Source organism: Caballeronia humi (assembly GCF_001544475.1).
Taxonomy (GTDB): domain Bacteria; phylum Pseudomonadota; class Gammaproteobacteria; order Burkholderiales; family Burkholderiaceae; genus Caballeronia; species Caballeronia humi.
Genome location: NZ_FCNW02000019.1, coordinates 1 through 22,539 on the forward strand (window position 1 = coordinate 1; position 22,539 = coordinate 22,539).

General features: G+C 62.2%; 29 protein-coding genes and 1 tRNA gene. 1 reads left to right on the top strand and 29 read right to left on the bottom strand.

Annotation, left to right across the window (positions count from 1 at the left end; genetic code table 11):
- Positions 1-301: 301 nt before the first annotated feature.
- The 7 genes from AWB65_RS18040 to AWB65_RS18070 form a co-directional block, all read right to left on the bottom strand.
- Positions 302-377: transfer RNA gene (locus tag AWB65_RS18040), tRNA-Thr, on the bottom strand.
- Positions 378-395: 18 nt separating this feature from the next.
- Complete coding sequence (locus AWB65_RS18045; protein WP_087668467.1) at positions 396-896, bottom strand: ClpXP protease specificity-enhancing factor; 501 nt, start codon at positions 894-896, stop codon at positions 396-398.
- Between the two features lie 64 nt (positions 897-960).
- The gene (locus tag AWB65_RS18050) at positions 961-1,572 is read right to left on the bottom strand and encodes a glutathione S-transferase N-terminal domain-containing protein (protein ID WP_031362199.1); all 612 of its coding nucleotides are present in this window, start codon (positions 1,570-1,572) and stop codon (positions 961-963) included.
- 101 nt (positions 1,573-1,673) lie between these two features.
- Positions 1,674-2,429, bottom strand: coding sequence for a cytochrome c1 (locus AWB65_RS18055; protein WP_087668532.1), 756 nt, complete (start codon positions 2,427-2,429; stop codon positions 1,674-1,676).
- Positions 2,430-2,451: 22 nt separating this feature from the next.
- On the bottom strand, positions 2,452-3,834 hold the full coding sequence (locus AWB65_RS18060) for a cytochrome b (protein ID WP_087668468.1): 1,383 nt from the start codon (positions 3,832-3,834) through the stop codon (positions 2,452-2,454).
- A complete protein-coding gene (gene petA / locus AWB65_RS18065) occupies positions 3,834-4,454 on the bottom strand; it encodes a ubiquinol-cytochrome c reductase iron-sulfur subunit (protein WP_087668469.1) in 621 nt (206 codons plus the stop codon). Before petA ends, AWB65_RS18060 begins: the two co-directional genes overlap by 1 nt.
- Before the next feature lie 213 nt (positions 4,455-4,667).
- Complete coding sequence (locus AWB65_RS18070) at positions 4,668-5,414, bottom strand: Nif3-like dinuclear metal center hexameric protein (protein ID WP_087668470.1); 747 nt, start codon at positions 5,412-5,414, stop codon at positions 4,668-4,670.
- Between the two features lie 20 nt (positions 5,415-5,434).
- Between AWB65_RS18070 and AWB65_RS18075 the strand changes: the two genes are divergently transcribed.
- On the top strand, positions 5,435-6,652 hold the full coding sequence (locus tag AWB65_RS18075; RefSeq protein WP_087668471.1) for a S1C family serine protease: 1,218 nt from the start codon (positions 5,435-5,437) through the stop codon (positions 6,650-6,652).
- Positions 6,653-6,723: 71 nt separating this feature from the next.
- Here the strand turns inward: AWB65_RS18075 and tatC are convergent, their stop codons facing one another.
- From tatC to AWB65_RS18185, 22 genes are all read right to left on the bottom strand, one after another.
- Positions 6,724-7,503, bottom strand: coding sequence for a twin-arginine translocase subunit TatC (tatC, locus tag AWB65_RS18080; protein ID WP_087657857.1), 780 nt, complete (start codon positions 7,501-7,503; stop codon positions 6,724-6,726).
- Between the two features lie 47 nt (positions 7,504-7,550).
- Positions 7,551-8,072 carry a Sec-independent protein translocase protein TatB gene (tatB, locus tag AWB65_RS18085; protein ID WP_087668472.1) on the bottom strand — a complete coding sequence of 174 codons (522 nt, stop codon included), beginning with the start codon at positions 8,070-8,072 and terminating at the stop codon, positions 7,551-7,553.
- A gap of 36 nt (positions 8,073-8,108) precedes the next feature.
- Positions 8,109-8,339: a Sec-independent protein translocase subunit TatA gene (tatA, locus tag AWB65_RS18090; RefSeq protein WP_087668473.1), complete on the bottom strand. Its 231-nt coding sequence runs from the start codon at positions 8,337-8,339 to the stop codon at positions 8,109-8,111.
- A 163-nt stretch (positions 8,340-8,502) separates the two neighbouring features.
- Positions 8,503-8,865: a histidine triad nucleotide-binding protein gene (locus AWB65_RS18095; protein ID WP_087657854.1), complete on the bottom strand. Its 363-nt coding sequence runs from the start codon at positions 8,863-8,865 to the stop codon at positions 8,503-8,505.
- 36 nt (positions 8,866-8,901) lie between these two features.
- Positions 8,902-9,294: a DUF4870 family protein gene (locus AWB65_RS18100; protein ID WP_087668474.1), complete on the bottom strand. Its 393-nt coding sequence runs from the start codon at positions 9,292-9,294 to the stop codon at positions 8,902-8,904.
- Between the two features lie 36 nt (positions 9,295-9,330).
- Complete coding sequence (locus tag AWB65_RS18105) at positions 9,331-9,699, bottom strand: phosphoribosyl-ATP diphosphatase (RefSeq protein WP_087668475.1); 369 nt, start codon at positions 9,697-9,699, stop codon at positions 9,331-9,333.
- Positions 9,696-10,100, bottom strand: coding sequence for a phosphoribosyl-AMP cyclohydrolase (hisI, locus tag AWB65_RS18110; protein WP_087668476.1), 405 nt, complete (start codon positions 10,098-10,100; stop codon positions 9,696-9,698). The genes AWB65_RS18105 and hisI overlap by 4 nt, the downstream gene beginning before the upstream one ends.
- A 3-nt stretch (positions 10,101-10,103) precedes the next feature.
- The gene (gene hisF, locus AWB65_RS18115) at positions 10,104-10,877 is read right to left on the bottom strand and encodes an imidazole glycerol phosphate synthase subunit HisF (protein WP_087668477.1); all 774 of its coding nucleotides are present in this window, start codon (positions 10,875-10,877) and stop codon (positions 10,104-10,106) included.
- 87 nt (positions 10,878-10,964) lie between these two features.
- On the bottom strand, positions 10,965-11,717 hold the full coding sequence (hisA, locus tag AWB65_RS18120) for a 1-(5-phosphoribosyl)-5-[(5-phosphoribosylamino)methylideneamino]imidazole-4-carboxamide isomerase (protein WP_087668478.1): 753 nt from the start codon (positions 11,715-11,717) through the stop codon (positions 10,965-10,967).
- A gap of 156 nt (positions 11,718-11,873) precedes the next feature.
- A complete protein-coding gene (gene hisH, locus AWB65_RS18125) occupies positions 11,874-12,515 on the bottom strand; it encodes an imidazole glycerol phosphate synthase subunit HisH (protein WP_087668479.1) in 642 nt (213 codons plus the stop codon).
- On the bottom strand, positions 12,512-13,132 hold the full coding sequence (locus AWB65_RS18130) for a MarC family protein (RefSeq protein WP_087668533.1): 621 nt from the start codon (positions 13,130-13,132) through the stop codon (positions 12,512-12,514). Before AWB65_RS18130 ends, hisH begins: the two co-directional genes overlap by 4 nt.
- 65 nt (positions 13,133-13,197) lie before the next feature.
- Complete coding sequence (hisB, locus tag AWB65_RS18135) at positions 13,198-13,785, bottom strand: imidazoleglycerol-phosphate dehydratase HisB (RefSeq protein ID WP_062638205.1); 588 nt, start codon at positions 13,783-13,785, stop codon at positions 13,198-13,200.
- 32 nt (positions 13,786-13,817) lie between these two features.
- Entirely contained in the window at positions 13,818-14,888 is a 1,071-nt protein-coding gene (gene hisC, locus AWB65_RS18140; protein ID WP_087668480.1) for a histidinol-phosphate transaminase, read from the bottom strand.
- Positions 14,889-14,954: 66 nt separating this feature from the next.
- Positions 14,955-16,280: a histidinol dehydrogenase gene (hisD, locus tag AWB65_RS18145; protein WP_087668481.1), complete on the bottom strand. Its 1,326-nt coding sequence runs from the start codon at positions 16,278-16,280 to the stop codon at positions 14,955-14,957.
- 46 nt (positions 16,281-16,326) lie between these two features.
- Positions 16,327-17,019, bottom strand: coding sequence for an ATP phosphoribosyltransferase (gene hisG / locus AWB65_RS18150; RefSeq protein ID WP_087668482.1), 693 nt, complete (start codon positions 17,017-17,019; stop codon positions 16,327-16,329).
- Positions 17,016-18,287, bottom strand: coding sequence for a UDP-N-acetylglucosamine 1-carboxyvinyltransferase (gene murA / locus AWB65_RS18155; RefSeq protein ID WP_087668483.1), 1,272 nt, complete (start codon positions 18,285-18,287; stop codon positions 17,016-17,018). Before murA ends, hisG begins: the two co-directional genes overlap by 4 nt.
- Before the next feature lie 81 nt (positions 18,288-18,368).
- On the bottom strand, positions 18,369-18,608 hold the full coding sequence (locus tag AWB65_RS18160; RefSeq protein ID WP_087657842.1) for a BolA family protein: 240 nt from the start codon (positions 18,606-18,608) through the stop codon (positions 18,369-18,371).
- 19 nt (positions 18,609-18,627) lie between these two features.
- Entirely contained in the window at positions 18,628-19,383 is a 756-nt protein-coding gene (locus AWB65_RS18165) for an ABC transporter permease (RefSeq protein ID WP_087657841.1), read from the bottom strand.
- Positions 19,380-20,306, bottom strand: coding sequence for an ABC transporter ATP-binding protein (locus AWB65_RS18170; RefSeq protein ID WP_087668484.1), 927 nt, complete (start codon positions 20,304-20,306; stop codon positions 19,380-19,382). Before AWB65_RS18170 ends, AWB65_RS18165 begins: the two co-directional genes overlap by 4 nt.
- A gap of 226 nt (positions 20,307-20,532) precedes the next feature.
- Positions 20,533-20,820, bottom strand: a complete 288-nt coding sequence (locus tag AWB65_RS18175) for an STAS domain-containing protein (protein ID WP_374729750.1) — start codon at positions 20,818-20,820, stop codon at positions 20,533-20,535.
- Positions 20,817-21,446: an MlaC/ttg2D family ABC transporter substrate-binding protein gene (locus tag AWB65_RS18180; protein WP_087668486.1), complete on the bottom strand. Its 630-nt coding sequence runs from the start codon at positions 21,444-21,446 to the stop codon at positions 20,817-20,819. The genes AWB65_RS18175 and AWB65_RS18180 overlap by 4 nt, the downstream gene beginning before the upstream one ends.
- Positions 21,447-21,570: 124 nt before the next feature.
- Positions 21,571-22,533 (bottom strand): MlaA family lipoprotein, encoded by a 963-nt coding sequence (locus AWB65_RS18185; protein ID WP_087668487.1) that lies wholly within the window; start codon positions 22,531-22,533, stop codon positions 21,571-21,573.
- Positions 22,534-22,539 lie beyond the last annotated feature (6 nt).

Below are 22,539 nucleotides of genomic sequence, written 5' to 3' on the forward strand. Positions count from 1 at the left end.
CCGAAAACCTGGAAGCCGCGTCGCCATCAAGCGCCCACACTTATCGGCTGTTAGTTTTTAAAGAACATTCGCGAGAAACCCGCACTCAACCTTCGGCGCTTCGTTCTGCGTCGCTGCATCAGCAGCAGAGAAACGAGATTATGAAGAACGTTTTGTGACTCGTCAACAGGTTTTTTGAGAATTTCCTATCAACTTCCCGAAGCACGCTTCCCACTCCGGATATAAACCCAAACGCCTTCACACTTCTTCACCAGAAAGCAAACGGGTTACGCGGACGTCGCGTAACCCGTCAATACTTGTCTGGTGCCGGCTGCAGGACTCGAACCCGCCACCTCATGATTACAAGTCAAGCGCTCTACCAGATGAGCTAAGCCGGCGAAGCGAAAGATTCTACTTCATTTGATGACTTTGAGGTGCGATCGGCCGGTCGATTTTGATGTCTCGTCGTCGGCGGAAGGGTTCTCTTCAGTCGGCGATGCGGACAGCGCCTTCGATCCCGCTGCGGACTCCTCCTCGAGTTCGGCGAGATCAAGCTCCGACGAGCGCGGCGCGTCGGGCGTGCCCGACGCCGGCGCCAACGTGGCCGGCTCGACCGGGAACGCCATACCCTGCCCGTTCTCCCGCGCGTAAATGGCGAGCACGTTCGCGACCTGCACCTCGATCTTGTGCGATTTGCCCGAGAACCGCGCGCTGAACTCGATCCATTCGTTGCCCATCTGCAGCTGGCTCGTCGCCTCGAAGCTGATGTTCAACACGATCTCATCGTTGCGCACGAACTGGCGCGGCACGCGCGTGCCGTTGTCGACCCGCACCGCTATGTGCGGCGTGAAGCCATTATCCGTGCACCACTCGTAGAGCGCGCGCAGTAGATAAGGCTTGGTGGAAATCTCTTGCATCAACTGTCCTTTACCGGAGCGGCGCCGCGCGAACCGCGACGGCGCGCCCGAACTTACGCGAAACTTAGCGACGCATCACCTTTTCCGAAGGCGTCAGCGCTTCGATATAGGCCGGGCGGCTGAAGATCCGTTCGGCGTACTTCATCAACGGCGCGGCGTTCTTCGACAGCTCAATGCCGTAATGATCCAGGCGCCACAGGAGCGGGGCGATCGCCACGTCGAGCATCGAAAACTCTTCGCCGAGCATGTACTTGTTCTTCAGGAAAATCGGCGCAAGCTGCGTCAGGCGATCGCGGATCGCGTTGCGCGCCTTCTCGTGATTCTTCTCGGCAGCCTTGCCCTTTTCGTTCTCGAGCGTGCCGACGTGAACGAACAGTTCCTTCTCGAAATTGAGCAGGAACAGGCGGGCGCGGGCGCGCTGCACCGGGTCGGCCGGCATCAGTTGCGGATGCGGAAAGCGCTCGTCGATATATTCGTTGATGATGTTCGACTCATACAGGATCAGGTCGCGCTCGACCAGGATCGGAACCTGTCCGTACGGGTTCATCACCGCGATGTCTTCCGGCTTGTTGAACAGGTCGACGTCGCGGATTTCGAAATCCATGCCCTTTTCGAACAACACCAGCCGGCAGCGCTGGGAGAACGGGCAAGTAGTGCCGGAGTACAAAACCATCATGTTTTAAAGTCCCTTCAGAAAACTCGACGGGCCAGCGCGCGCGAAAAGCGCCTTCGAAGAGGCGCTTTTCGGCAAGCTGGCCCACACCGATCGCGGCGTGTTTATTTAATGTCTTTCCAGTATGACGCGTTGAGGCGCCACGCAAGAAAGCTCAAAATCCCCAGGAAAATCAGCACCCAGACACCCAACTGCTTGCGGGTCTGCTGGGCCGGTTCCGCCATCCACGAAAGGTACGAAACCAGATCGGCCATAGCCGAATCATAATCCACCGGCGACATCGACCCCGGCGTTACCTGCGTGTATCCAGCAAAATGTTTTACCTTTTCGCCAGAATGTTCGTCGGTTTCGGTCTCGAATTTCGCCGTGCGGACGCCCTGCAACGTCCACAGCACATGCGGCATCCCGACGTTCTCGTATACGCGGTTGTTCCAGCCCGTCGGCCGCGCTTCGTCACGGTAAAAACTGCGCAAGTACGTGTACAGCCAATCCTTCCCGCGCGCCCGCGCTTCCACCGACAAATCCGGCGGCGACGCCCCGAACCATGCCTTCGCGTCTTCCGGGCGCATCGCGATCGACATCGTGTTGCCGATCTTGTCCGTCGTGAAGAGCAGGTTTTGTTGGATTTCCTTTGGGTCGATGCCCAGGTCGGTCAGCCGGTTGTAGCGCACCAGGTTCGCGCTGTGGCAATTCAGGCAATAGTTTACAAACAATTGGGCGCCGTGCTGCAGGGAGGCGAAATTGTCCGCGCTGTCGGGCGCGCGGTCGAGCGCCACTTCGCTTTCCGCGTGCGCCGGCGCCGCGCCGAATGCGAACATCGCCGCCCCGATCAGCGCCAGTGTAGAGAGCCATTTTTTCATCATGTTGTCTCCGGGCTCAGCGTCAGTGGGATTTGAAGCGCACGCGCTCGGGCGGCTGTTTGAAGCGGCCGCGCGTCGTCCAGAACGGCATCCCGAAGAAAAACGCGAAGTAGATCAGCGCGCAAATCTGCGCGATCAGCGTCGCGCTGGCCGATGGCGGCCGGGTTCCGAGATAGCCGAGCACCAGGAACGCGAACACGAAGATGCCGTAGAAAACCTTGTGGAATGTCGGCCGGTAGCGGATCGATTTGACCGGGCTGCGGTCGAGCCACGGCAGGAAAAAGAGCGACACGACTGCCGTGCCCATCACGACCACCCCCCAGAACTTCGACTCGGTGAGCGCCATGAACACCACCACGGCGATCGCCAGCACCGGCAACCCCAGCCGCCATTTGCCGCGCGCCCGCAGCAGCGCGAGCACGCCGAGCAGCGCGATGATCACCATCAGGACGATCTTGAACGGATCGGTGGTCGCCCGGAGCATTGCGTAGAACGCGGTGAAGTACCAGACCGGCGCGATTTCCGGCGGCGTCTGCAGCGGATTGGCCGGCACGAAGTTGTTCGCTTCGAGGAAGTAGCCGCCCATTTCCGGCGCGAAGAAAATGATCGCGGCGAAGATAAACAGGAACACGCACACGCCCATGAAATCGTGGACGGAGTAGTACGGATGGAACGGGATGCCATCGAGCGGAATGCCGTTCGCGTCCTTTTTCCCCTTGATCTCGACGCCGTCGGGGTTATTCGAGCCCACTTCGTGCAGCGCCACGATGTGTGCTACGACGAGCCCGATCAGCACGAGCGGAATCGCGATGACGTGAAACGCGAAGAAGCGATTGAGCGTCACGTCCGACACGACGTAATCGCCGCGAATCCACAGTGACAGATCCGGCCCGATGAACGGAATCGCCGAAAACAGGTTCACGATCACCTGCGCGCCCCAGAACGACATCTGTCCCCAAGGCAGCAGGTAGCCGAAGAACGCCTCGGCCATCAGGCACAGGAAAATCGCGCAGCCGAAGATCCAGACGAGTTCGCGCGGCTTGCGGTACGAGCCGTACATCAGCCCGCGGAACATGTGCAGATAGACGACGACGAAGAACATCGATGCGCCCGTCGAGTGCATGTAGCGGATGAGCCAGCCCCACGGCACCTCGCGCATGATGTACTCGACCGAGGCGAACGCAAGCGTCGCGTCGGGCTTGTAGTTCATCGTCAAAAAGATGCCGGTGACGATCTGATTCACCAGCACCAGCAGCGCAAGCGAGCCGAAAAAATACCAAAAGTTGAAATTTTTTGGCGCGTAATACTCGGAGACGTGTTTTTTCCACGTCGACGTCATCGGGAAGCGCCGATCGATCCAGCCGACGAGCCCGGTTGTTTCCACTTCCTTGTCTGCGGTCGCCATCAAGCCTCTCCCTTTTCGTCCCTGCCGATCACGAGTTGCGTCTCCGAAGTGAACATGTACGGAGGCACGTCCAGGTTCTGCGGCGCCGGCTTGTTCTTGAAGACGCGTCCGGCCAGGTCGTAGGTCGAGCCGTGGCAGGGGCAGAGGAAACCGCCGGGCCAGTTGTCGGGGAGATTGGGTTGCGGGCCTTCCTGGAAGCGCGGCGTGGGCGTACAGCCGAGGTGCGTGCAGACGGCCACCGCGACAAAAATGTTCTTGTGATCGGGGCGCGAGCGGAATTCGTTGTTGCAGTACTCCGGCAACGGCATCGAAAACTCGAGCTTCGACTTTGGATCAGCGACTTCGTTGTCGGCTTTCTTGATGTCGGCGAGTTGTTCTTCGGTGCGGTTGATGATCCAGACGGGCTTGCCGCGCCAGGCGACCGTCATCATGTCGCCGGGCTTGAGACTGCTGATGTCGACCTCGACCGGCGCGCCCGCCGCCTTGGCCTTGGCCGACGGAGCGAACGAGCCAACAAATGGTATGACAGTGGCAACGCCTCCAAAGCCACCTACTACGGTCGTCGCAACCAGCCAGGTACGGCGGCCGCCATCGACGGGTTTCTCTTCCTTGTCTCGCATCACACGCCCCAATTCTGAGTTGGATTTATACCGTCACATCTGTTCTTCCGCCGCTAGTGTGCGCGAATGGAGCCGTCATTTACAAGGCCCGAGTAGTAAAAATCACTCGAAGTCCTTGATGCTTCAGGGTTTCCCCGCACTTTTTCACCTCTTATTACGAAGTGTTTATTTACTCGTATTGCGCCGCCGCAATTAACGCGGCGCGCGCGTTATTCAAACAGGATTATCGATATCTATAAAGACATGTTCGATATCGAAATGTTCGGAGACGTGTGCGCCGACCGCCTGCACGCCGAAGCGCTCGGTCGCATGATGGCCCGCCGCGAGGTACGCGACGCCGCTTTCGGCGGCGATGTGCGTCGTTTGTTCGGAGACTTCGCCGCTCAGATAGACGTCGGCGCCGGCGGCGATGGCATCGTCAAAGAAGCCTTGCGCGCCGCCCGTGCACCATGCGACACGGCGCAATTCACGATTGCCGTCGCCGAGCACGAGCGGCTTGCGCCCGAGCGCGTTTTCCACCGACGCGGTGAAATGCTCGAGCGACAGCGGCATCGGCAGCGGCGCGATCCAGCCGAGGTCCTGCTCGCCGAAGCGGCCATCGGCGATCAGGCCGAGCCGCGCGCCAATCTGTGCGTTGTTGCCGAGTTCGGGATGCGAGTCGAGCGGAAGGTGATAGGCGAACAGATTGAGGTCGTTCGCGATCAGCGTGCGCAGGCGGCGATACTTGCGCCCCGTGACCTGCGGCGCCTCGTTCTTCCAGAAATAGCCGTGATGCACGAGCACAGCATCAGCGCCCCACTCGACGGCCGCTTCGAGAAACGCGAGCGACGCCGTCACGCCCGTCGCGATTTTCCGCACGCGCCGGTTGCCTTCGACCTGCAGGCCGTTGGGGCAATAGTCCCGGAACCGGTCAATTTGAAGCAGATTGTTCAGATACAATTCGAGTTCGATCCGATCCATGAAATCCTCTATTCCATCAAATGCTTAGACGCTTCTGGCTATTTTTTGCCCAAGCGGTGACCGTGATTTTGGCGCTGATGTTCATCGTCGCGACCTTAAAACCGCAGTGGCTTCAACGCCAGGGCCAGTTCGGCAAGCAACTCGCCGAGCCGATCGTCGCGTTGCAGGAAGTGGCGCCGAGCATCGGCTCCCGGCCTGCGCAGTCGTCGTATGCGGATGGCGCCCAGAAGGCAATGCCCGCGGTCGTCAACGTGTTCTCCAGCAAGGATGGCACGCTGCCGCCCGACCCGCGCGCGAAAGATCCGCTCTTTCGCTACTTCTTCGGCGACAAGAACAAGCGCAAGAGCGACGAGCCGCCAGCGTCGAACCTGGGCTCGGGCGTCATCGTGAGCTCGGAAGGTTACATTCTAACGAACCAGCATGTGGTCGACGGCGCCGATCAGATCGAAGTTGCGCTCGCCGACGGCCGCACGTCGAGCGCGAAAGTGATCGGCATCGACCCCGAAACCGACCTCGCCGTGCTGAAGATCAACATGACGAATTTGCCGACCATCACGCTCGGGCGCATGGACCAGACGCGCGTCGGCGACGTGGTGCTCGCGATCGGCAATCCGTTCGGCGTAGGCCAGACGGTCACGATGGGCATCGTGAGCGCGCTCGGCCGGAATCACCTCGGCATCAACACCTTCGAAAACTTCATCCAGACCGATGCGGCGATCAATCCGGGCAACTCGGGTGGAGCGCTCGTCGATATCAACGGCAATCTGCTCGGCATCAACACGGCGATTTATTCGCGCAGCGGCGGTTCGCTCGGGATCGGGTTCGCGATTCCTGTGTCCACAGCGCGCAGCGTGCTGGAAAGCATCATCACGACGGGCACGGTGACACGCGGCTGGATCGGCGTCGAACCGCAGGACGTGACGCCGGAGATCGCGGAATCGTTCGGGCTCGACCAGAAATCGGGCGCGATCGTGGCGGGCGTGCTCCAAGGCGGCCCGGCCGACAAGGCGGGCATCAAGCCGGGCGACATACTCGTCAGCATCAACGACGACACCATCACCGACACGACGCGCCTGCTCAATGTCGTCGCGCAGATCAAGCCGGGGACGTCGGTGAAAGTGCACCTGATGCGCAAGAACAAGGAACTGGACGTCAACGTGATGATCGGCAAGCGGCCGGCTCAGCCGCGCGCGCCGCAGTTGCCCGAGGACGATCAGGGCGATCAGGGCGAGGAGTAAGCGCTGGGAACGCATCATTCGAAGAAAAGCCACCCGTCGGGTGGCTTTCTTTTTCACCGAAGCGCGTGACGCTATTCCGCCGCCGCTTCTGCTTCCTTCTTCACTCCGTCCTTGCCGACCACGAACCGGGCCGCAATGATGCCCAACTCGTAAAGAATGACCAGCGGGATTGCAAGAATAAGCTGCGAAAACACGTCGGGCGGTGTCACAACCGCCGAAATCACAAACGCGCCGACGATCACGTACGGACGAATTTCCTTCAGCTTCTTGATCGACACGATACCCATGCGCGCCAGAATCACGACGACGATCGGCACCTCGAATGTCACGCCGAACGCCAGGAACATCGTCAGCACGAAACTGAGGTAATTATCGATATCTGTGGTCATTTCCGCACCGAGCGGCGCGTTGTAGTGCGCCATGACGCGGAAAATCGTCGGAAATACGACAAAATAGGCGAACGCCATGCCACATAGAAAGAGCGTGTAACTGCTCCCGACGAGCGGCGCAACCAGCTTTTTCTCGTGCTGATAAAGCCCCGGCGCGACAAAAGCCCAAATCTGATAAAGCACGATCGGCAGCGCAATCACGAACGCGACGAGCATCGTCACCTTCATCGGCACGAAGAACGAGCCGGTGACATCGGTGACGATCATCTTGCCGTCCTTGGGCAGGTTCTGCATCAGCGGCCGCGCGAGCAGCTTGAAAATGTCCGGCGCCCAATACACGAGGCTGATGAATACGACAATGACCGAAAGACCCGCGCGAATGATGCGGTCGCGCAATTCGACCAGGTGCGAGATGAACGTCTCTTCGACGGCCTCGTCTTTGTTTTGTTGCGGGTCGCTCACGCCGGCCCTCGGTTGGGGATCATCGATGGAAGGAATTGCAGCGCGGATCAGAAGAACTTCGTCGGACGGCGCATGCTGGCAGGCGTATGCCGCGCGACGCGCGCCGCGCCCGATTGCACGCGGGTGCGCCGGCCGGTCGAGCGCTTGTACCAGTCAGGCACGGCGCCCGTCTTGACGCGCCAGTTCTTGCGCTTCGAATACGACGACGTGCCGCTGCGCCAACTGTTGCCGTCTGTCGCGACGTTTTCCTCGGAACCGCCCGCGATGCTCGGCGACACCGACGTGCCCTGATTCCACGCGTCGTTCAGTTCGGCCTCGTGCTGCTTCAGATTGCTCTGGATCGTGCTCTCGACGTTCGTCGCCGCCGTCTCGAACTCCGTGCGCATCTTTTTCAGCTCGTCGAGTTCCATCTCGCGCGCGACTTCCGACTTCACGTCGTTGATGTAGCGCTGCGCACGGCCGAACAGCGCGCCGGCGGTGCGCGCGACGCCCGGCAGGCGTTCCGGCCCGAGCACCACGAGCGCCACGACGCCGATCAGCGCCATTTTTGTCAGACCGAGGTCGAGCATGGAATCGAGGTTTCCCGGAGTCTGTGGTGCGTGCGATCAGCGATAGTCGCCCGAGCGCGTCTTGTCTTTTGCTTCGACATCGACGGCGCCATTGCGCGGCAGTTCACGCTGGTCGGCGGCGGGCTGGTCGCCCTCTTTCATGCCTTCCTTGAAGCCCTTCACCGCGCCGCCCAGATCGCCGCCGATGTTGCGCAGCTTTTTCGTGCCGAAAACGAGTGCCACGATGAGCAACACGATCAGCCAATGCCAAATGCTTAATGAACCCATGAATGAAAACTCTCCTTGATTCCACCGCGCCTGTGGCCAGTCGCGGCGGCAAATTCCGGCCTTGCGGCCCAAGCCGGAGCGGAAGCGCTCCTTAAGTCAAACGTCGATTCTGTGCGTCCAATATTTCGTTGGGAAGACGTAATTCGCGTCTTTATTGCGCGATTCAACCCATTCGACGCCACGGACGCGCGCCAGCCAGCAGATGCGCATGAATGTGGTACACCTCCTGCCCGCCACCCGGCCCGGTATTGATCACCGTACGAAAACCCGTTTCGCCGCCGGTGTACGCGACACCCAGTTCGTCCGCAAGTCGTCCGACCAGACTAACCATTCTACCAAGCAGCGGCGCATCGCTTTCGGTGCAATGCGAGAGTGTCTCAATATGTTTACGAGGAATCACCAGAACGTGGACCGGCGCGGCTGGGTTGATGTCGTTGAACGCGACAAATTCGTCGTCCTCGTAGACTTTCTTGCTCGGAAGTTCTCCCGCGGCGATTTTGCAGAAGATGCAGTTTTCGTGGCTCATGGATTTCCCGGTTTGTCTCGAATTCATGCGCGCAGATCAAAACCAGTCGCGCGGCTCGATCGGCTTCTCTTCGTAAAGATACAGCCAGCCCTTGATCACGCGATACAGCGTCCAGATGCCGACCGCGAACAGCACCGGAAAGCCGATCAGCACGAAAAGCAGCGCGACGCCGATCAGGTGACCGAGCACGGCCCACCAGAACGTGCGGATCTGCCACTCGAAGTGCGCTTCGTAAGGCGTTCCCGCGACGTCGCCGCGCTTCAGGTAATTGATGATGATCGCGATCAGGACGGTGATGCCGCCCGTCAGCCAGTACGCGGCGTAGAGGCCGTAAAGAACGTGGGTCAGCGTGCGCAGGCCGCGCAGACGTTCGGCTTCGGCCGAATTCTGATACACGGGCGGCGGATAGGGTTCATAGGGCTGATTCATCTCGATATCCCTCCTTCGCCGTGGCGAAAATGCTCGTCAGCCGCCGTTTTGCTCGCGCTCGCGCGATTTGCGCAGCGCCTTTTCTTCGATACCCGACAAGCCTTCTCGCCGTTCGAGTTCGGCGATCACGTCGGCCGGGTTGAGGTCGAAGTGCGACAGCATCACGAGACAGTGGAACCATAAATCGGCGACTTCGCCGACGAGCGCCTTCGGCGCGCCGCCGTGGCGTGCATCCTTCGCGGCCAGAACGACTTCCGTCGCCTCTTCGCCGATCTTTTTTAAAACGGCGTCGTCACCTTTATGAAAGAGTCGAGAAACGTAGGATTGTTCCGGATCGCCGCCCTTGCGGCTGTCGATGATAGCGGCGAGGCGCAGCAGCGTGTCCTGCGTGTTGATTTGCGTCATTTGTAAATGTGTTCGGGGTCTTTCAGGACCGGTTCGACGGCGAGCCAGTCGCCCTCGTCCGCCGATCCCTCGAATTTCTGGAAAAAGCACGAATGGCGTCCCGTGTGGCACGCGATGCCCGACACCTGCTCGACTTTCAGCAGCACGACGTCTTCGTCGCAGTCGAGCCGGACTTCGTGCACGTGCTGAACGTGCCCCGATTCCTCGCCCTTGAACCACAAGCGTTTGCGGGAACGCGAAAAGTAGACGGCGCGTTTCAGCTCGATGGTTTTCACGAGTGCTTCGCGATCCATCCACGCGAACATCAGCACATCACCGCTCGACGCTTCCTGCGCAATCACCGGCACCAGGCCGTTCGCGTCCCATTTGACTTTGTCGAGCCAGTCGTTTTGCGTGCTCATGGCTCATATCCTCACCGAAATGCCCTGGTCGGCCATGAAGCGCTTCGCCTCGCCAACCGTGTGCTCGCCGTAGTGAAAGATGCTCGCGGCGAGCACGGCGTCCGCGCGGCCTTCGACGATGCCGTCCGCCAGATGCTGCAATGATCCGACGCCGCCCGATGCGATTACCGGCACCGGCACCGCGTCCGACACGGCGCGCGTGAGGGCGAGATCGAAGCCGGATTTAGTGCCGTCGCGATCCATGCTGGTCAGCAGGATTTCGCCCGCGCCGAGTTTAGCCATCTTGCGCGCCCATTCAATCGCGTCCAGACCGGTCGCCTTTCGGCCGCCGTGCGTGAACACTTCCCAGCGCGGCGTTTCGCCTTCCGCCGACACCCGCTTCGCGTCGATCGCAACGACGATGCACTGCGAGCCGTGCTTGTCCGACGCGTCGCGCACGAGCTGCGGATTCGCCACCGCCGACGAATTCACGCTGATCTTGTCCGCGCCGGCGTTCAACAGGCGCCGCACGTCCTCGACGGCGCGCACGCCGCCGCCGACCGTCAGCGGAATGAACACCTGCGATGCTACTGACTCGATGATCGGCAGGATCAGGTCGCGCTGGTCTGAGGTCGCGGTGATGTCGAGGAAGGTTAGTTCGTCGGCGCCCTGGTCATCGTAGCGGCGCGCGATTTCGACGGGGTCGCCGGCGTCGCGCAATTCGAGGAAATTCACGCCTTTGACGACGCGCCCGGCGGTCACGTCGAGACAGGGGATGATGCGTTTAGCGAGAGCCATGTTCTTGCAGATACCGTTTGTATGCCAACGCGATGCCGGCGAGCGGCCGATAGCGCGCCGCGCTTCGGCCTTGTAGCCGCGCCGAAATCAGGCGTCGTCGGCTTCGCGCAGCATGTCGGCGCGCGTTTGCGCGGCAGCGAAATCGAGATCGCCGGAGTAGATCGCGCGGCCGCAGATCACGCCTTCGATGCCTTCGTCTTCCACTTCGCAGAGTGAAGTGATGTCGTTGAGATTCGACAGGCCGCCACTCGCGATCACGGGAATCTTGACCGCCTGCGCGAGCCGCACCGTCGCTTCGATATTGATGCCCTGGAGCATGCCATCGCGGCCGATGTCGGTGTAAATGATCGCCTCGCAGCCGTAGTCCTCGAACTTGCGCGCGAGATCCACGACTTCGTGCCCGGTCAGCTTGCTCCAGCCGTCGGTTGCGACCTTGCCATCCTTCGCGTCGAGCCCGACGATGATATGGCCCGCAAACGCCGTGCACGCATCCTTCAGGAAGCCGGGATTCTTCACCGCAGCCGTGCCGATGATGATGTATTCGAGGCCGTCGTCGAGATAGCGCTCGATGGTGTTCAGGTCGCGGATGCCGCCGCCCAATTGCACCGGGATGTCGCTGCCGACTTCCTCGATGATTGCGCGAATCGCGTCTTCGTTCCTCGGCTTGCCAGCGAATGCGCCGTTCAGGTCGACGAGATGGAGACGCCGCGCGCCCCGATCGACCCAGTGCCGGGCCATCGCCGCCGGATTTTCGGAAAAAATGGTCGCCTGGTCCATATCGCCTTGTTTGAGGCGTACGCACTGACCGTCTTTAAGATCGATGGCCGGAATGAGCAGCATAGAAATCGCGTGTTATCTGGTAAAGGTTGGTCAAAACGATTGCGAACGTGAGGCGCTGCGCCGTGTTCCCAACCGTCTCGCTAGTGTAGTACAAGTCTTGCAACGCTCGCGGATGCAATCGGCATACGCCGGAATGCCGGAATTTGCGCAAAAAAATTACGGATTCCAGTGCACGAAATTGCGATACAGGCGCAGGCCCGCGTCGGCGCTCTTTTCGGGGTGGAACTGGGTCGCGAAGATGTTGTCGCGTGCCACGGCCGACGTGAACGGCGTCCCGTAGACGGTTTCGCCCGCCGTATGCGCCGGATCGGCGGGCGCCACGTAATAGCTATGCACGAAGTAGAAGAACGCGCCGTCCGCGACGCCGTCCCAGAGCGCGTGCCGCTGCGTCTGGCGCACGCGGTTCCAGCCCATCTGCGGGACCTTGAAGCGCGAGCCGTCGTCCTGGAGCTGGCCGTCGAGCTGAAAACGCACGACCTTGCCGGGAAACAGGCCCAAGCCGTTCGTATCGCCTTCCTCGCTCCAGTCAAAAAGCATCTGCTCGCCGACGCATACGCCAAGCATCGGCTTGTCGCGCGCGGCTTCCAGCACGGCTTCCTGCAGGCCGGAGGCGCCGAGATGGCCCATGCAGTCGCGCATCGCACCCTGTCCGGGCAGCACGATGCGCTCGGCCGCGCGAATCGCCTCGGGGTGCTCGACGATCGCCACGTCGGCTTCCGGGGCCGCCTTCTTCAGCGCCTGATACACCGAGCGCAGGTTGCCCATTCCGTAATCAACAATCGCTATCGAAGTTTTCATTTCAAGGTAGGCAGCAAGGCCTTCAATCCGTCGACGATGAATTCCACCGCCAAAGCCGACAACATCAATCCCATCAGACGCGTGCCGATATTGATGCCGGTGCGCCCGACCCAGCGCGCGATCGGCTCGGCCAGGTTCAGCGCGCCGAAGCAGAGGCCCGCGAGCACCGCGCCGATCACGATCAGGCCGATGCGGTCGTACCAGTGCGCCGCATTCGCAGAATAGACGATCACGGTGCTGATCGAGCCCGGCCCGGTCAAAAGCGGAATCGCGAGCGGCACGACGGCGACGCTGTCCTTCAACTCGGCCTCGTGGCGCTCTTCCGGCGTGGAACGCGTGTTGCCGATCTGCGCGTTCAGCATGTTGATCGCCATCAGCAACATGATGATGCCGCCGCCAACTTCAAGCGATCCGACCGAAATCCCGAAAAACGCGATGATCTGCTGGCCGAGCAGCCCCGTCACCGCGATCACGCAGAACACCGAGATCGATGCAATGCGGATCGTGTTGCGCTTCTCAAACCCGGACTGTTGTGCGGTCAGGCTCAAAAAGAAAGGGATCGCGCCGACCGGGTTGATCAGCGCGAGCAGGGAAATAAACGATTTGAGCAGGTCCATTGCGGGCCGTTGGAGCACTTCATACGCGGGCATGCGCCCGGTTCGTTCCCGCCATCCGGCGGCGCCTAGAGGCTGCCCTTGGTCGACGGAATCTGGCCGGCCGCGCGCTCGTCGAACTCGACAGCCATGCGCAACGCCCGGCCGAACGCCTTGAACACGGTCTCGACCTGATGGTGCGCATTGATGCCGCGCAGGTTGTCGATGTGCAGCGTCACGCCCGCGTGATTCACGAAGCCGCGGAAGAATTCGATGGTGAGATCGACGTCGAACGTGCCGATGCGCGCGCGCGTGAACGGCACGTGGAATTCGAGGCCCGGACGGCCCGAAAAGTCGATCACGACGCGCGACAGCGCTTCATCCAGCGGCACGTATGAATGGCCGTAGCGGCGAATGCCCTTGCGATCGCCGATGGCCTTCGCCACCGCCTGCCCGAGCGTGATGCCGGTATCTTCGACCGTATGGTGATCGTCGATATGGAGGTCGCCATGCGCTTCGACTTCGAGGTCGAAGAGGCCGTGGCGCGCGATCTGGTCGAGCATATGGTCGAGGAACGGCACGCCGGTGGCGAGCTTCTGCTTGCCGGTGCCGTCCAGATCGAGCTTCACACGGATCTGCGTTTCGCTGGTGTTGCGAACGACTTCCGCAATACGCATGGTGTTTCCTTGAGACTTTTTAAGAAGAGGGTTCAGTGCAACGCGAGCTTCAGGGCGGCGATCATCTGCGCGTTCTCATCAGCCGATCCGACCGTCAAACGCACGCAATTTGCCAGCAATGGGTGCATTTTACTCACGTTTTTGATCAAAACCCGCGATGTCAGCAGGGTTTCGAAGGTCACGGCCGCGTCGGGCACGCGCACCAGCAGAAAGTTGCCCGCGCTCGGAAATACGGTGGCGCCGGGCAGCGCCGCGACGGCCTTCGCCAGCTTCGTACGCTCGGCGCGTAGCTCGGCGGCTTGCGCGTCGAGCACGCCGAGGTGATCGAGCAGGAAATCGGCGGTGGCTTGCGTCAGGACGTTGATGTTGTATGGCGGGCGCACCTTGTCGAACTCGGTGATCCACTTCGCCGTGCCCGCCATGTAACCGAGCCGGATGCCCGCAAGACCGAGCTTCGAGACCGTGCGCATCACGACGACGTTGTCGAACTCCGCCGCGCGCGGCAGCCAGCTCTTTTCGGCGAACGGCTGGTACGCCTCGTCGATCACGACGAGGCTCTTCTTTGCCGCCGCGGTCACGCGCTCGATGGCGTCGTCGTCGTAGAGCGTGCCGGTCGGGTTGTTCGGGTACGCGAGATACACCAGCGCGGGCGTGTGCTCGTCGATCGCGGCGATGAGCGCGTCGGCGTCGAGCGTGAAGTCGGCGTTGAGCGGCACGCCAATGAATTCGAGATGCGCGAACGCCGCCGACATCTGGTACATCACGAAGCCCGGCACCGGCGCCACGACCTTGGCGCCCGGCTTCGCGCACGCCATCGACAACATGCTGATCAGTTCGTCCGACCCGTTGCCGAGCAGTACTTCGCACGCGGGCGGAACGTGCATCGCGCGCTTGATCTTCGCGAGCAGGCCGGCCGGGCGCGGCGCCGGATAGCGGTTCAGCGCGACGCCCGCCAGATGTTCGCCGAGCTTCGTGGCGAGCTCGGCGGGGAGGCGGTACGGGTTTTCCATCGCGTCGAGCTTGATCAGGCCCGTGGCGTCGGGCACGGGGTAGCTCGTCATCGAAAGGATGTCGGGGCGGATGATGTCGTGTGGTGTCGTCATGGTTTTAACTGGCCGCTCTCGTCGGCCACACGGCGGCTCTTGGGGCCGCCTGTCCCCGTTCGGCCGTTACTGGCCCATGTTCTTCATGCGGTATTCGGCGCTGCGGGCGTGCGCCTGCAAGCCTTCGCCGTACGCGAGTTCCGCCGCGATTTCGCCGAGCGTCTGCGCGCCTTCCGCGCTCACTTCGATCACGCTCGAACGCTTCATGAAATCGTAAACACCGAGCGGCGACGAAAAGCGCGCCGTGCGCGACGTCGGCAGGACGTGGTTCGGGCCGGCGCAATAATCGCCCAGGCTCTCGCTCGTGTAGCGGCCGAGGAAGATCGCGCCGGCGTGGCGAATCTGCGCGGCCCAGTGATGCGGATCGAGCGCGGAGATTTCGAGATGCTCCGGCGCGATATCGTTGGCGATCGTGCAGGCTTCGGCCATGTCCTTCACCTTGACGAGCGCGCCGCGGTCTTCGAGGGAGCGCTGGATCACGTCGCGGCGCGGCATCGACGGCAGCAATTCGACGATCGCGTCCTCCACGCGCTGAATGAACGCCGCATCCGGACACAGCAGGATCGATTGCGCGAGCTCGTCGTGCTCGGCTTGCGAGAAGAGGTCCATCGCGACCCAGCGCGGATCGGTGGTGCCGTCGCAGATCACGAGGATTTCGGACGGCCCCGCGATCATGTCGATGCCGACCGTGCCGAACACGCGGCGCTTAGCCGACGCCACATACGCGTTGCCCGGACCGCAGATCTTGTCGACGGCCGGCACTGATTCCGTGCCGTACGCGAGCGCGCCGACCGCCTGCGCCCCGCCGATCGTGAACACGCGATCCACGCCGCCGAGCAGCGCGGCCGCGAGCACGAGCGGGTTCTTCACGCCATCGGGCGTCGGCACGACCATCACGATTTCCCTGACGCCCGCGACGCGCGCCGGAATCGCGTTCATCAGTACCGACGACGGATACGCCGCCTTGCCGCCCGGCACGTAGATGCCCGCGCGATCGAGCGGCGTGACTTTCTGGCCGAGGACGGTGCCATCGGCTTCGGTGTACTGCCAGCTATGGCTGCCGCATTCGATCCGCTGCTTCTCGTGATACCCGCGCACCCGCGCAGCCGCCGCTTCCAGCGCGGCGCGGCGCTTCGGTTCGAGCCCTTCCAGCGCAGCCTCCAGTTCCGAAGGCGGCAGTTCGAGCGCCGCGACGCTCGTCGCTTTCAGCCGGTCGAACTGGTTCGTGTAGTCGAGCACGGCTTCGTCGCCGCGCGCCTTCACGTCGGCGAGAATCTGCGCGACCGAACGCTCGATCGCTTCGTCCTCGCTCGCCTCGAACGCGAGCACCGCGTGCAGTGCCGGGTGAAAACCGTTGGCGCTGGAATCGAGTTTGCGAATCTTGATAGACATGCTGGTTTTCCGTTTCAGTATCGCGTGCGATTGAAAACGCGCACGCTCAGTTGCCGTTGCCCACCGACGCGCGTTCGAACGCGTCGAGGTACGGCTTCAGCGCCGCGCGCTTCAGCTTAAGCGCAGCCTGATTGACGACGAGTCGCGACGAAATCTGCATGATTTCCTCGACCTCGACGAGATTGTTTGCCCGCAACGTGCCGCCCGAGCTGACCAGATCGACGATCGCGTCGGCCAAACCGACGAGCGGCGCCAGTTCCATCGATCCGTACAGCTTGATCAAGTCGACGTGCACGCCCTTCGACGCGAAATGCTCGCGCGCCACTTCCACGTATTTCGTCGCGACGCGCAACCGAGCGCCTTGGCGCACGGCGCTCGCGTAATCGAAACCGGCTTTCACCGCCACCGACATCCGGCAGCGCGCGATGTTCAGGTCGACCGGCTGGTACAGCCCGCCGCCGCCGTGCTCGATCAGCACGTCCTTGCCCGCGACGCCGAAGTCCGCCGCGCCGTATTCGACGTAGGTCGGCACGTCGGTCGCGCGCACGATGATCACGCGCAGGTTCGGATTCGTGGTCGGCAGGATCAGCTTGCGCGAGCTCTCCGGGTCTTCGGCGACCTGCACGCCGGCCGCCGCCAGCAACGGCAGCGTCTCGTCGAAGATACGCCCTTTCGACAGCGCGAGCGTCAGCGGCGCGCTCGCCTCCACCGACGACGAAGTCTGCGGCACCGAGCTCATTGCTCGCTCCCGCTGCCCTTGATGCGGCTCACCCTCGCGCCGACCGCCGTCAGCTTCGCTTCCATGCGGTCGTAGCCGCGATCGAGGTGATAGATGCGGTCGATCAGCGTGTCGCCGTCCGCGCACATCGCCGCGATCACGAGACTCGCCGACGCGCGCAGATCGGTTGCCATCACCTTCGCGCCCGACAGCTTCTCGACGCCCGTCACGAGCGCCGTGTTCCCGTCGATCGTGATGTGCGCGCCGAGCCGGTTCAGTTCCTGGACGTGCATGAAGCGGTTCTCGAAGATCGTCTCGACAACCTGCGACGTGCCCATCGCGATCGCGTTGAGGGCCATGAACTGCGCCTGCATGTCGGTCGGGAACGCGGGGTATTCGGAGGTGCGGAAACTCACCGCTTCGGGACGCTTCGCCATCTTCACCCGCATCCAGCTATTGCCTTCCTCGATCGATACGCCCGCTTCGCGCAGCTTCGACGTCACGGCATCCAGCAACCCCGGACTCACGTGACGCAGCGTCACGTCGCCGCCAGCGGCCGCGACCGCGCACAGGAAGGTGCCCGCCTCGATGCGGTCCGGCACGACCGAATGGCGCGCGCCGTGCAGCTTCTCGACGCCCTGGATCACAAGCCGGTCCGAGCCGATGCCATCGATCTTCGCGCCCATCTTCACAAGCAGATGCGCCAGATCGCTCACTTCCGGCTCGCGCGCGGCGTTTTCAATCACCGTTTCGCCGTCGGCGAGAACCGCCGCCATCAGCAGGTTTTCCGTGCCGGTAACCGTGATCATGTCGGTGATGATGCGCGCGCCTTTCAGCCGCTTCGCCCGCGCTTCGATAAAACCGTGCTCGATGTTGATCTCGGCGCCCATCGCCAGCAGGCCCTTGATGTGCTGGTCAACCGGACGCGCGCCGATCGCGCAGCCGCCCGGCAGCGACACCTTCGCCTCGCCGAAGCGCGCAACGAGCGGCCCGAGCACGAGAATCGACGCGCGCATCGTCTTGACCATTTCGTACGGAGCGACGAGGTTGTCGACCTTCGACGCATTCAGCGTCACGCGGCCGTCGCCGCTTACTTCCGAATTCACGCCCATCTGGCGCAACAGCTTGAGCATGGTGCGCACGTCCTGCAGATTCGGAACGTTTTCGAGATGGACGTCGTCGGCGGTGAGCAGGCTCGCGCAGAGAATCGGCAGCGCCGCGTTCTTCGCACCCGATACGACGATTTCGCCCGAGAGCTTCGTGCCCCCAGTGATGACCAGTTTGTCCATGCTTGCTGTCCTTCTACCTTGCTTCTCTGCTGCGGCGCCTGGGTCGGCGTCGCGGTTGACTTGAATTGAGCGCTGCCCGGCTTATGCCGATTTCCATTCGTCCGGCGTCAGCGTCTTCATGCTGAGCGCGTGAATTTCGGCGCGCATGCGGTCGCCGAGGGCCGCGTACACCAGTTGATGCCGCGCGATGAGGCGCTTGCCCTGGAATGCATCGCTCACGATGGTGGCGAAAAAGTGCTGCCCGTCGCCCTCTACTTCCAGATGCTGGCAGGCAAGCCCGCCAGCGATGTAATCCTTCACTTGTTCCGGGGTCGGCAACATCGGAAGTCTCCTTGAATATTCAGTGACGCAGCTTATAGCCGCTCGCCAGCATTCGCACGGCGATCGCGGCCAACACGGCGAAAAACGCGCCGACGATCGCCAGGCTCGCAAGCGGGCTCACGTCGGACATGCCGAAGAACCCGTAGCGGAAGCCGTCGATCATGTAGAAAAACGGGTTCAGACGCGATACCTCGCGCCAGACAGGCGGCAGCGAATGCGTCGAGTAGAACACGCCCGACAGGAACGTGAGCGGCATGATCAGGAAATTCTGAAAAGCGGCAAGCTGGTCGAATTTCTCGGCCCAGATGCCGGCGATCAGCCCGAGCGTGCCGAGAATCCCCGAGCCGAGCACAGCGAACGCAATGATGTAGAGCGGCGCGGAAAAAGTCATCGGGATGAACCATACGGTCACGATGAACACGCCGAATCCGACCACCAGCCCGCGCACGACCGACGCCAGCACGTACGCGAAATACATTTCCCAGTGCGCGATCGGCGGCAGCAGCACGAACACGAGATTGCCGGTGATCTTCGACTGGATCATCGACGACGAACTGTTCGCGAACGAGTTCTGCAGCACGCTCATCATGACGAGGCCGGGCACGAGAAAGCTCGTGTACGCGACGCCCGGATACACCTGCACGTGGCTCGACAGCGCGTGACCGAAGATCATCAGATACAGGAGCGCCGTAATCACCGGCGCGAGCACCGTCTGGAAGGCGACCTTCCAGAAACGCAAGATTTCCTTATAAAACAGTGTTCTGAAACCGCTCATGAAAGTCCCTCGACCACTTCAGGCTCGTTCATGACCTGCACGAACACATCTTCCAGATCGGCCTTGCGCACTTCGATTTCGTCGAATGCGCAGCCCGCCGCGCGGCATTTCGCGAGAATCGGCTCGACTTCGTCGTAGCTCGCGAGACGCAACAGATGCTGCGCGCCCGATACCGCGTGCGGATCGACTTCCAGCGGGCGCAATTCGGCGGGCAGCACGCCGCGCGAAAAGCGCAGCGACAACTGCATGCCCGAGAAGCGCTGGAGCAGCGAGCTCGTCCGCTCCAGCGCGACGACTTCGCCCCGCCGCAGCATCGCGAGCCGGTCGCAGAGCGCCTCGGCTTCTTCGAGATAGTGCGTCGTGAGGACGATCGTGTGACCCTCGCGATTCAGGCGCGAGATGAATTTCCACAACGTCTGGCGCAATTCCACATCGACGCCGGCGGTCGGCTCGTCGAGCACGATCACGGGCGGCCGATGCACCAGCGCCTGCGCGACCAGCACGCGCCGCTTCATCCCGCCGGACAGCGCGCGGGTGTTCACGTCGGCTTTCTCGGTGAGATCGAGGTTCGCCATGATTTCGTCGATCCAGTCGTCGTTGTGGCGCAAGCCAAAATAGCCCGACTGGATGCGCAGCGATTCGCGCACGGTGAAAAACGGATCGAACACGAGCTCCTGCGGCACGATGCCGAGCGCGCGGCGCGCGGCGCGAAAATCGGTGACGACGTCGTGGCCGCGCACGGAAATCGTGCCGCTGTCGGCGCGCGCGAGGCCCGCGAGGATGCTGATCAGGGTGGTCTTGCCCGCCCCGTTGGGACCGAGCAGGCCGAAGAACTCGCCTTCTTCCACCGTGAAACTCACGCCTTTGAGCGCTTGCAGCTCTTTATAGCGCTTTCTGACGTTTCGGATTTCTATGGCTGACATGACTGTGCGCGCGCTGAAAAAAGCGGCGGCTCAAGTGTGCGGTACGGGCCTGATCCGGCTGAAAGCGCGCGGGAAATGCGCTCACTTCAGTGCCGGAACACGGCCAGAAGGGGCCGGGTACGTGGCCGAAAAAACATTTGATTATAGGGCAAACGGGCCGAGCCCGATTTTGCCGGACGCGGCGGGACGTCGTCCCGCGCCGCGCAGGTTGCGGCTCAAGGCAGGATCAATGCCGGAAAGAGAGGAGCGTGTCGACGCCGTAGGCCTGCGCGAGACTGGCAAGCCCGGTGGGAAAATTGACGATGGCAAGCGCGCCGCCGCGGGCGGACGCCGCGCGCTGCCACGCGAGAAACACCGCGAGCGCGGACGAATCGAACTGCGTGAGCGGCGCGCAATCGACTTCGGTTGCGCCCGCCGCAATCCGCGACAGCCCCGCTTCGAGCGCGGCCTTCGCGCTCTCGTGCGTGAGCGCGGCGGCGGTTTCGAAGCGGGACGCGTGATTCAAACCGCTCACGATGCCTTGCCGCTCGCGAGTTGCTGGTTACGCTGCGTCAGGAACTGCAGCAGTCCGTCGACGCCATGCTGCGAAATCTGCTCGCTGAACTGCTGCTGGTAAGCCTGGATCAGCCATGCGCCGAGCACGTTGATGTCGTAAACCTTCCAGCCTTGCGGTGTCTTGTACAGGCGATAGTCGAGCTGGATCGGCTGACCGTTGTTGATGACGACCGAGCGCACGACCACGTCCGTATCTTCCGGCGATGCGCGGAACGGCTTGTACTGCACTTCCTGGTCGCGCACCTGTGCGAGCGCGCCCGAATACGTGCGGATCAGCAGTATCTTGAACTGCTCGACGATTTCCTTCTGCTGCTGCGGCGTCGCGGTGTTCCAGTTGCGGCCCATGACGAGGCGCGTCGTGCGCGTGAAGTCCGTGTACGGCAGGATTTTCTGGTTTACGAGTTCCGTGATGCGCGTGATGTTGCCCGACTGGATCTGCTTGTCGGCCTTGATCTGGTCGAGCACCTGCTGCGTGACCGTCTTGATCAGGACATCCGGATTGCTCGTATCGACAGCCTGCGCCGATGCGCCGCTCGAGAACGCAAGGAACAACGCGAAAAGGGGAAGCAACAATAGTTTTTTCATTTCAGACCCTGCTTTTAAAGTGGCTTGGGTTTGAGCATGGCGAGGATTCCGAGTTCACGCGCCGCACCCGCCAAACCGTCAAAATACCTGTCAATTATGTTACGGCTCGTTATGCACGGCCGGATCAGCGCAGGCGGATCGAAGGGAACGACGGAATGCGCGGCGGCACCATCTGATTCCCCTTGATCGTACCGCTGCCGCTGGCCGGCGCGGGCGCTTCCGCCCCTTCCGATGCCGCTTCCGGCGCTGATGCCGCCGTCGCCGGTGCAGCGGTGGCCGATGCCGGCGCAAGCGGCGTCGCGGTGGCCGATGCCGCCGTCGCCGCAGCCGCGCCCGCCGTGCCGCCGGATGCAGTGTCGTCGTAAGTCGGCAGCGCTTCATCACCGTAATCCGGCGCCGAACCGTCGCCGCCCGAGATCAGATACTGGCGCCGCTGGAGATACGCGTTACGCACGAACGAATACTTGTCGAGCGCGGCATCAGCGAGCACGTCGCTTGCGCCGAGCAGATTCGCGCGCACGTCGATGAGATTGACGCCGTACAGCGCCCAGCTGACCGAATCCGGATGCACGTAGGTGAGCGGATTGCCGAAATAATCGACGACCGTGCCGCCCGTGTCGCGAATCGTGCTCGGCCCGAGCAGCGGCAGCACGAGATACGGCCCCGACGGCACGCCATAGTGGCCGAGCGTCAGGCCGAAATCGGCTTCGTGCTTTGGCAGCTTCGCGATCGTCGCGACGTCGAACAGGCCGCCGATGCCGAACAGCGTGTTGATCGCGACCCGCATGATGTCCGACACGCCATCGGCGATCTTCAACTGCAGCAGATTGTTCGCCGCGATGTAGACGTCGCCGATGTTGGAGAAGAAGTTGGTCACGCTGTTGCGCACCGGCTCCGGCACCGCCCAGACGTACGCCTTCGCGACCGGCTTCAGGGCAACCTGGTCGATCTTGTCGTTGACCGTGAACATCGTCCGGTTGTAGCTCTCGAACGGATCGCCCTTGGTAGGCGTCGTCACGGTCGCGCAGCCGGCCAACAGCGCCACGGCAACCACGATACTCGCGCTTCTCACGCGCATCGCCTGCATGTCCTT

What these genes read in the sequence shown, in the direction of transcription:
- AWB65_RS18045 (WP_087668467.1), bottom strand. Translation starts at nt 896, where the DNA reads ATGCAAGAGATTTCCACCAAGCCTTATCTACTGCGCGCGCTCTACGAG.
- AWB65_RS18050 (WP_031362199.1), bottom strand. Translation starts at nt 1,572, where the DNA reads ATGATGGTTTTGTACTCCGGCACTACTTGCCCGTTCTCCCAGCGCTGC.
- AWB65_RS18055 (WP_087668532.1), bottom strand. Translation starts at nt 2,429, where the DNA reads ATGAAAAAATGGCTCTCTACACTGGCGCTGATCGGGGCGGCGATGTTC.
- AWB65_RS18060 (WP_087668468.1), bottom strand. Translation starts at nt 3,834, where the DNA reads ATGGCGACCGCAGACAAGGAAGTGGAAACAACCGGGCTCGTCGGCTGG.
- petA (WP_087668469.1), bottom strand. Translation starts at nt 4,454, where the DNA reads ATGCGAGACAAGGAAGAGAAACCCGTCGATGGCGGCCGCCGTACCTGG.
- AWB65_RS18070 (WP_087668470.1), bottom strand. Translation starts at nt 5,414, where the DNA reads ATGGATCGGATCGAACTCGAATTGTATCTGAACAATCTGCTTCAAATT.
- AWB65_RS18075 (WP_087668471.1), top strand. Translation starts at nt 5,435, where the DNA reads ATGCTTAGACGCTTCTGGCTATTTTTTGCCCAAGCGGTGACCGTGATT.
- tatB (WP_087668472.1), bottom strand. Translation starts at nt 8,072, where the DNA reads ATGCTCGACCTCGGTCTGACAAAAATGGCGCTGATCGGCGTCGTGGCG.
- tatA (WP_087668473.1), bottom strand. Translation starts at nt 8,339, where the DNA reads ATGGGTTCATTAAGCATTTGGCATTGGCTGATCGTGTTGCTCATCGTG.
- AWB65_RS18095 (WP_087657854.1), bottom strand. Translation starts at nt 8,865, where the DNA reads ATGAGCCACGAAAACTGCATCTTCTGCAAAATCGCCGCGGGAGAACTT.
- AWB65_RS18100 (WP_087668474.1), bottom strand. Translation starts at nt 9,294, where the DNA reads ATGAATCAGCCCTATGAACCCTATCCGCCGCCCGTGTATCAGAATTCG.
- AWB65_RS18105 (WP_087668475.1), bottom strand. Translation starts at nt 9,699, where the DNA reads ATGACGCAAATCAACACGCAGGACACGCTGCTGCGCCTCGCCGCTATC.
- hisI (WP_087668476.1), bottom strand. Translation starts at nt 10,100, where the DNA reads ATGAGCACGCAAAACGACTGGCTCGACAAAGTCAAATGGGACGCGAAC.
- hisF (WP_087668477.1), bottom strand. Translation starts at nt 10,877, where the DNA reads ATGGCTCTCGCTAAACGCATCATCCCCTGTCTCGACGTGACCGCCGGG.
- hisA (WP_087668478.1), bottom strand. Translation starts at nt 11,717, where the DNA reads ATGCTGCTCATTCCGGCCATCGATCTTAAAGACGGTCAGTGCGTACGC.
- hisH (WP_087668479.1), bottom strand. Translation starts at nt 12,515, where the DNA reads ATGAAAACTTCGATAGCGATTGTTGATTACGGAATGGGCAACCTGCGC.
- AWB65_RS18130 (WP_087668533.1), bottom strand. Translation starts at nt 13,132, where the DNA reads ATGGACCTGCTCAAATCGTTTATTTCCCTGCTCGCGCTGATCAACCCG.
- hisB (WP_062638205.1), bottom strand. Translation starts at nt 13,785, where the DNA reads ATGCGTATTGCGGAAGTCGTTCGCAACACCAGCGAAACGCAGATCCGT.
- hisC (WP_087668480.1), bottom strand. Translation starts at nt 14,888, where the DNA reads ATGACGACACCACACGACATCATCCGCCCCGACATCCTTTCGATGACG.
- hisD (WP_087668481.1), bottom strand. Translation starts at nt 16,280, where the DNA reads ATGTCTATCAAGATTCGCAAACTCGATTCCAGCGCCAACGGTTTTCAC.
- hisG (WP_087668482.1), bottom strand. Translation starts at nt 17,019, where the DNA reads ATGAGCTCGGTGCCGCAGACTTCGTCGTCGGTGGAGGCGAGCGCGCCG.
- murA (WP_087668483.1), bottom strand. Translation starts at nt 18,287, where the DNA reads ATGGACAAACTGGTCATCACTGGGGGCACGAAGCTCTCGGGCGAAATC.
- AWB65_RS18160 (WP_087657842.1), bottom strand. Translation starts at nt 18,608, where the DNA reads ATGTTGCCGACCCCGGAACAAGTGAAGGATTACATCGCTGGCGGGCTT.
- AWB65_RS18165 (WP_087657841.1), bottom strand. Translation starts at nt 19,383, where the DNA reads ATGAGCGGTTTCAGAACACTGTTTTATAAGGAAATCTTGCGTTTCTGG.
- AWB65_RS18170 (WP_087668484.1), bottom strand. Translation starts at nt 20,306, where the DNA reads ATGTCAGCCATAGAAATCCGAAACGTCAGAAAGCGCTATAAAGAGCTG.
- AWB65_RS18180 (WP_087668486.1), bottom strand. Translation starts at nt 21,446, where the DNA reads ATGAAAAAACTATTGTTGCTTCCCCTTTTCGCGTTGTTCCTTGCGTTC.
- AWB65_RS18185 (WP_087668487.1), bottom strand. Translation starts at nt 22,533, where the DNA reads ATGCAGGCGATGCGCGTGAGAAGCGCGAGTATCGTGGTTGCCGTGGCG.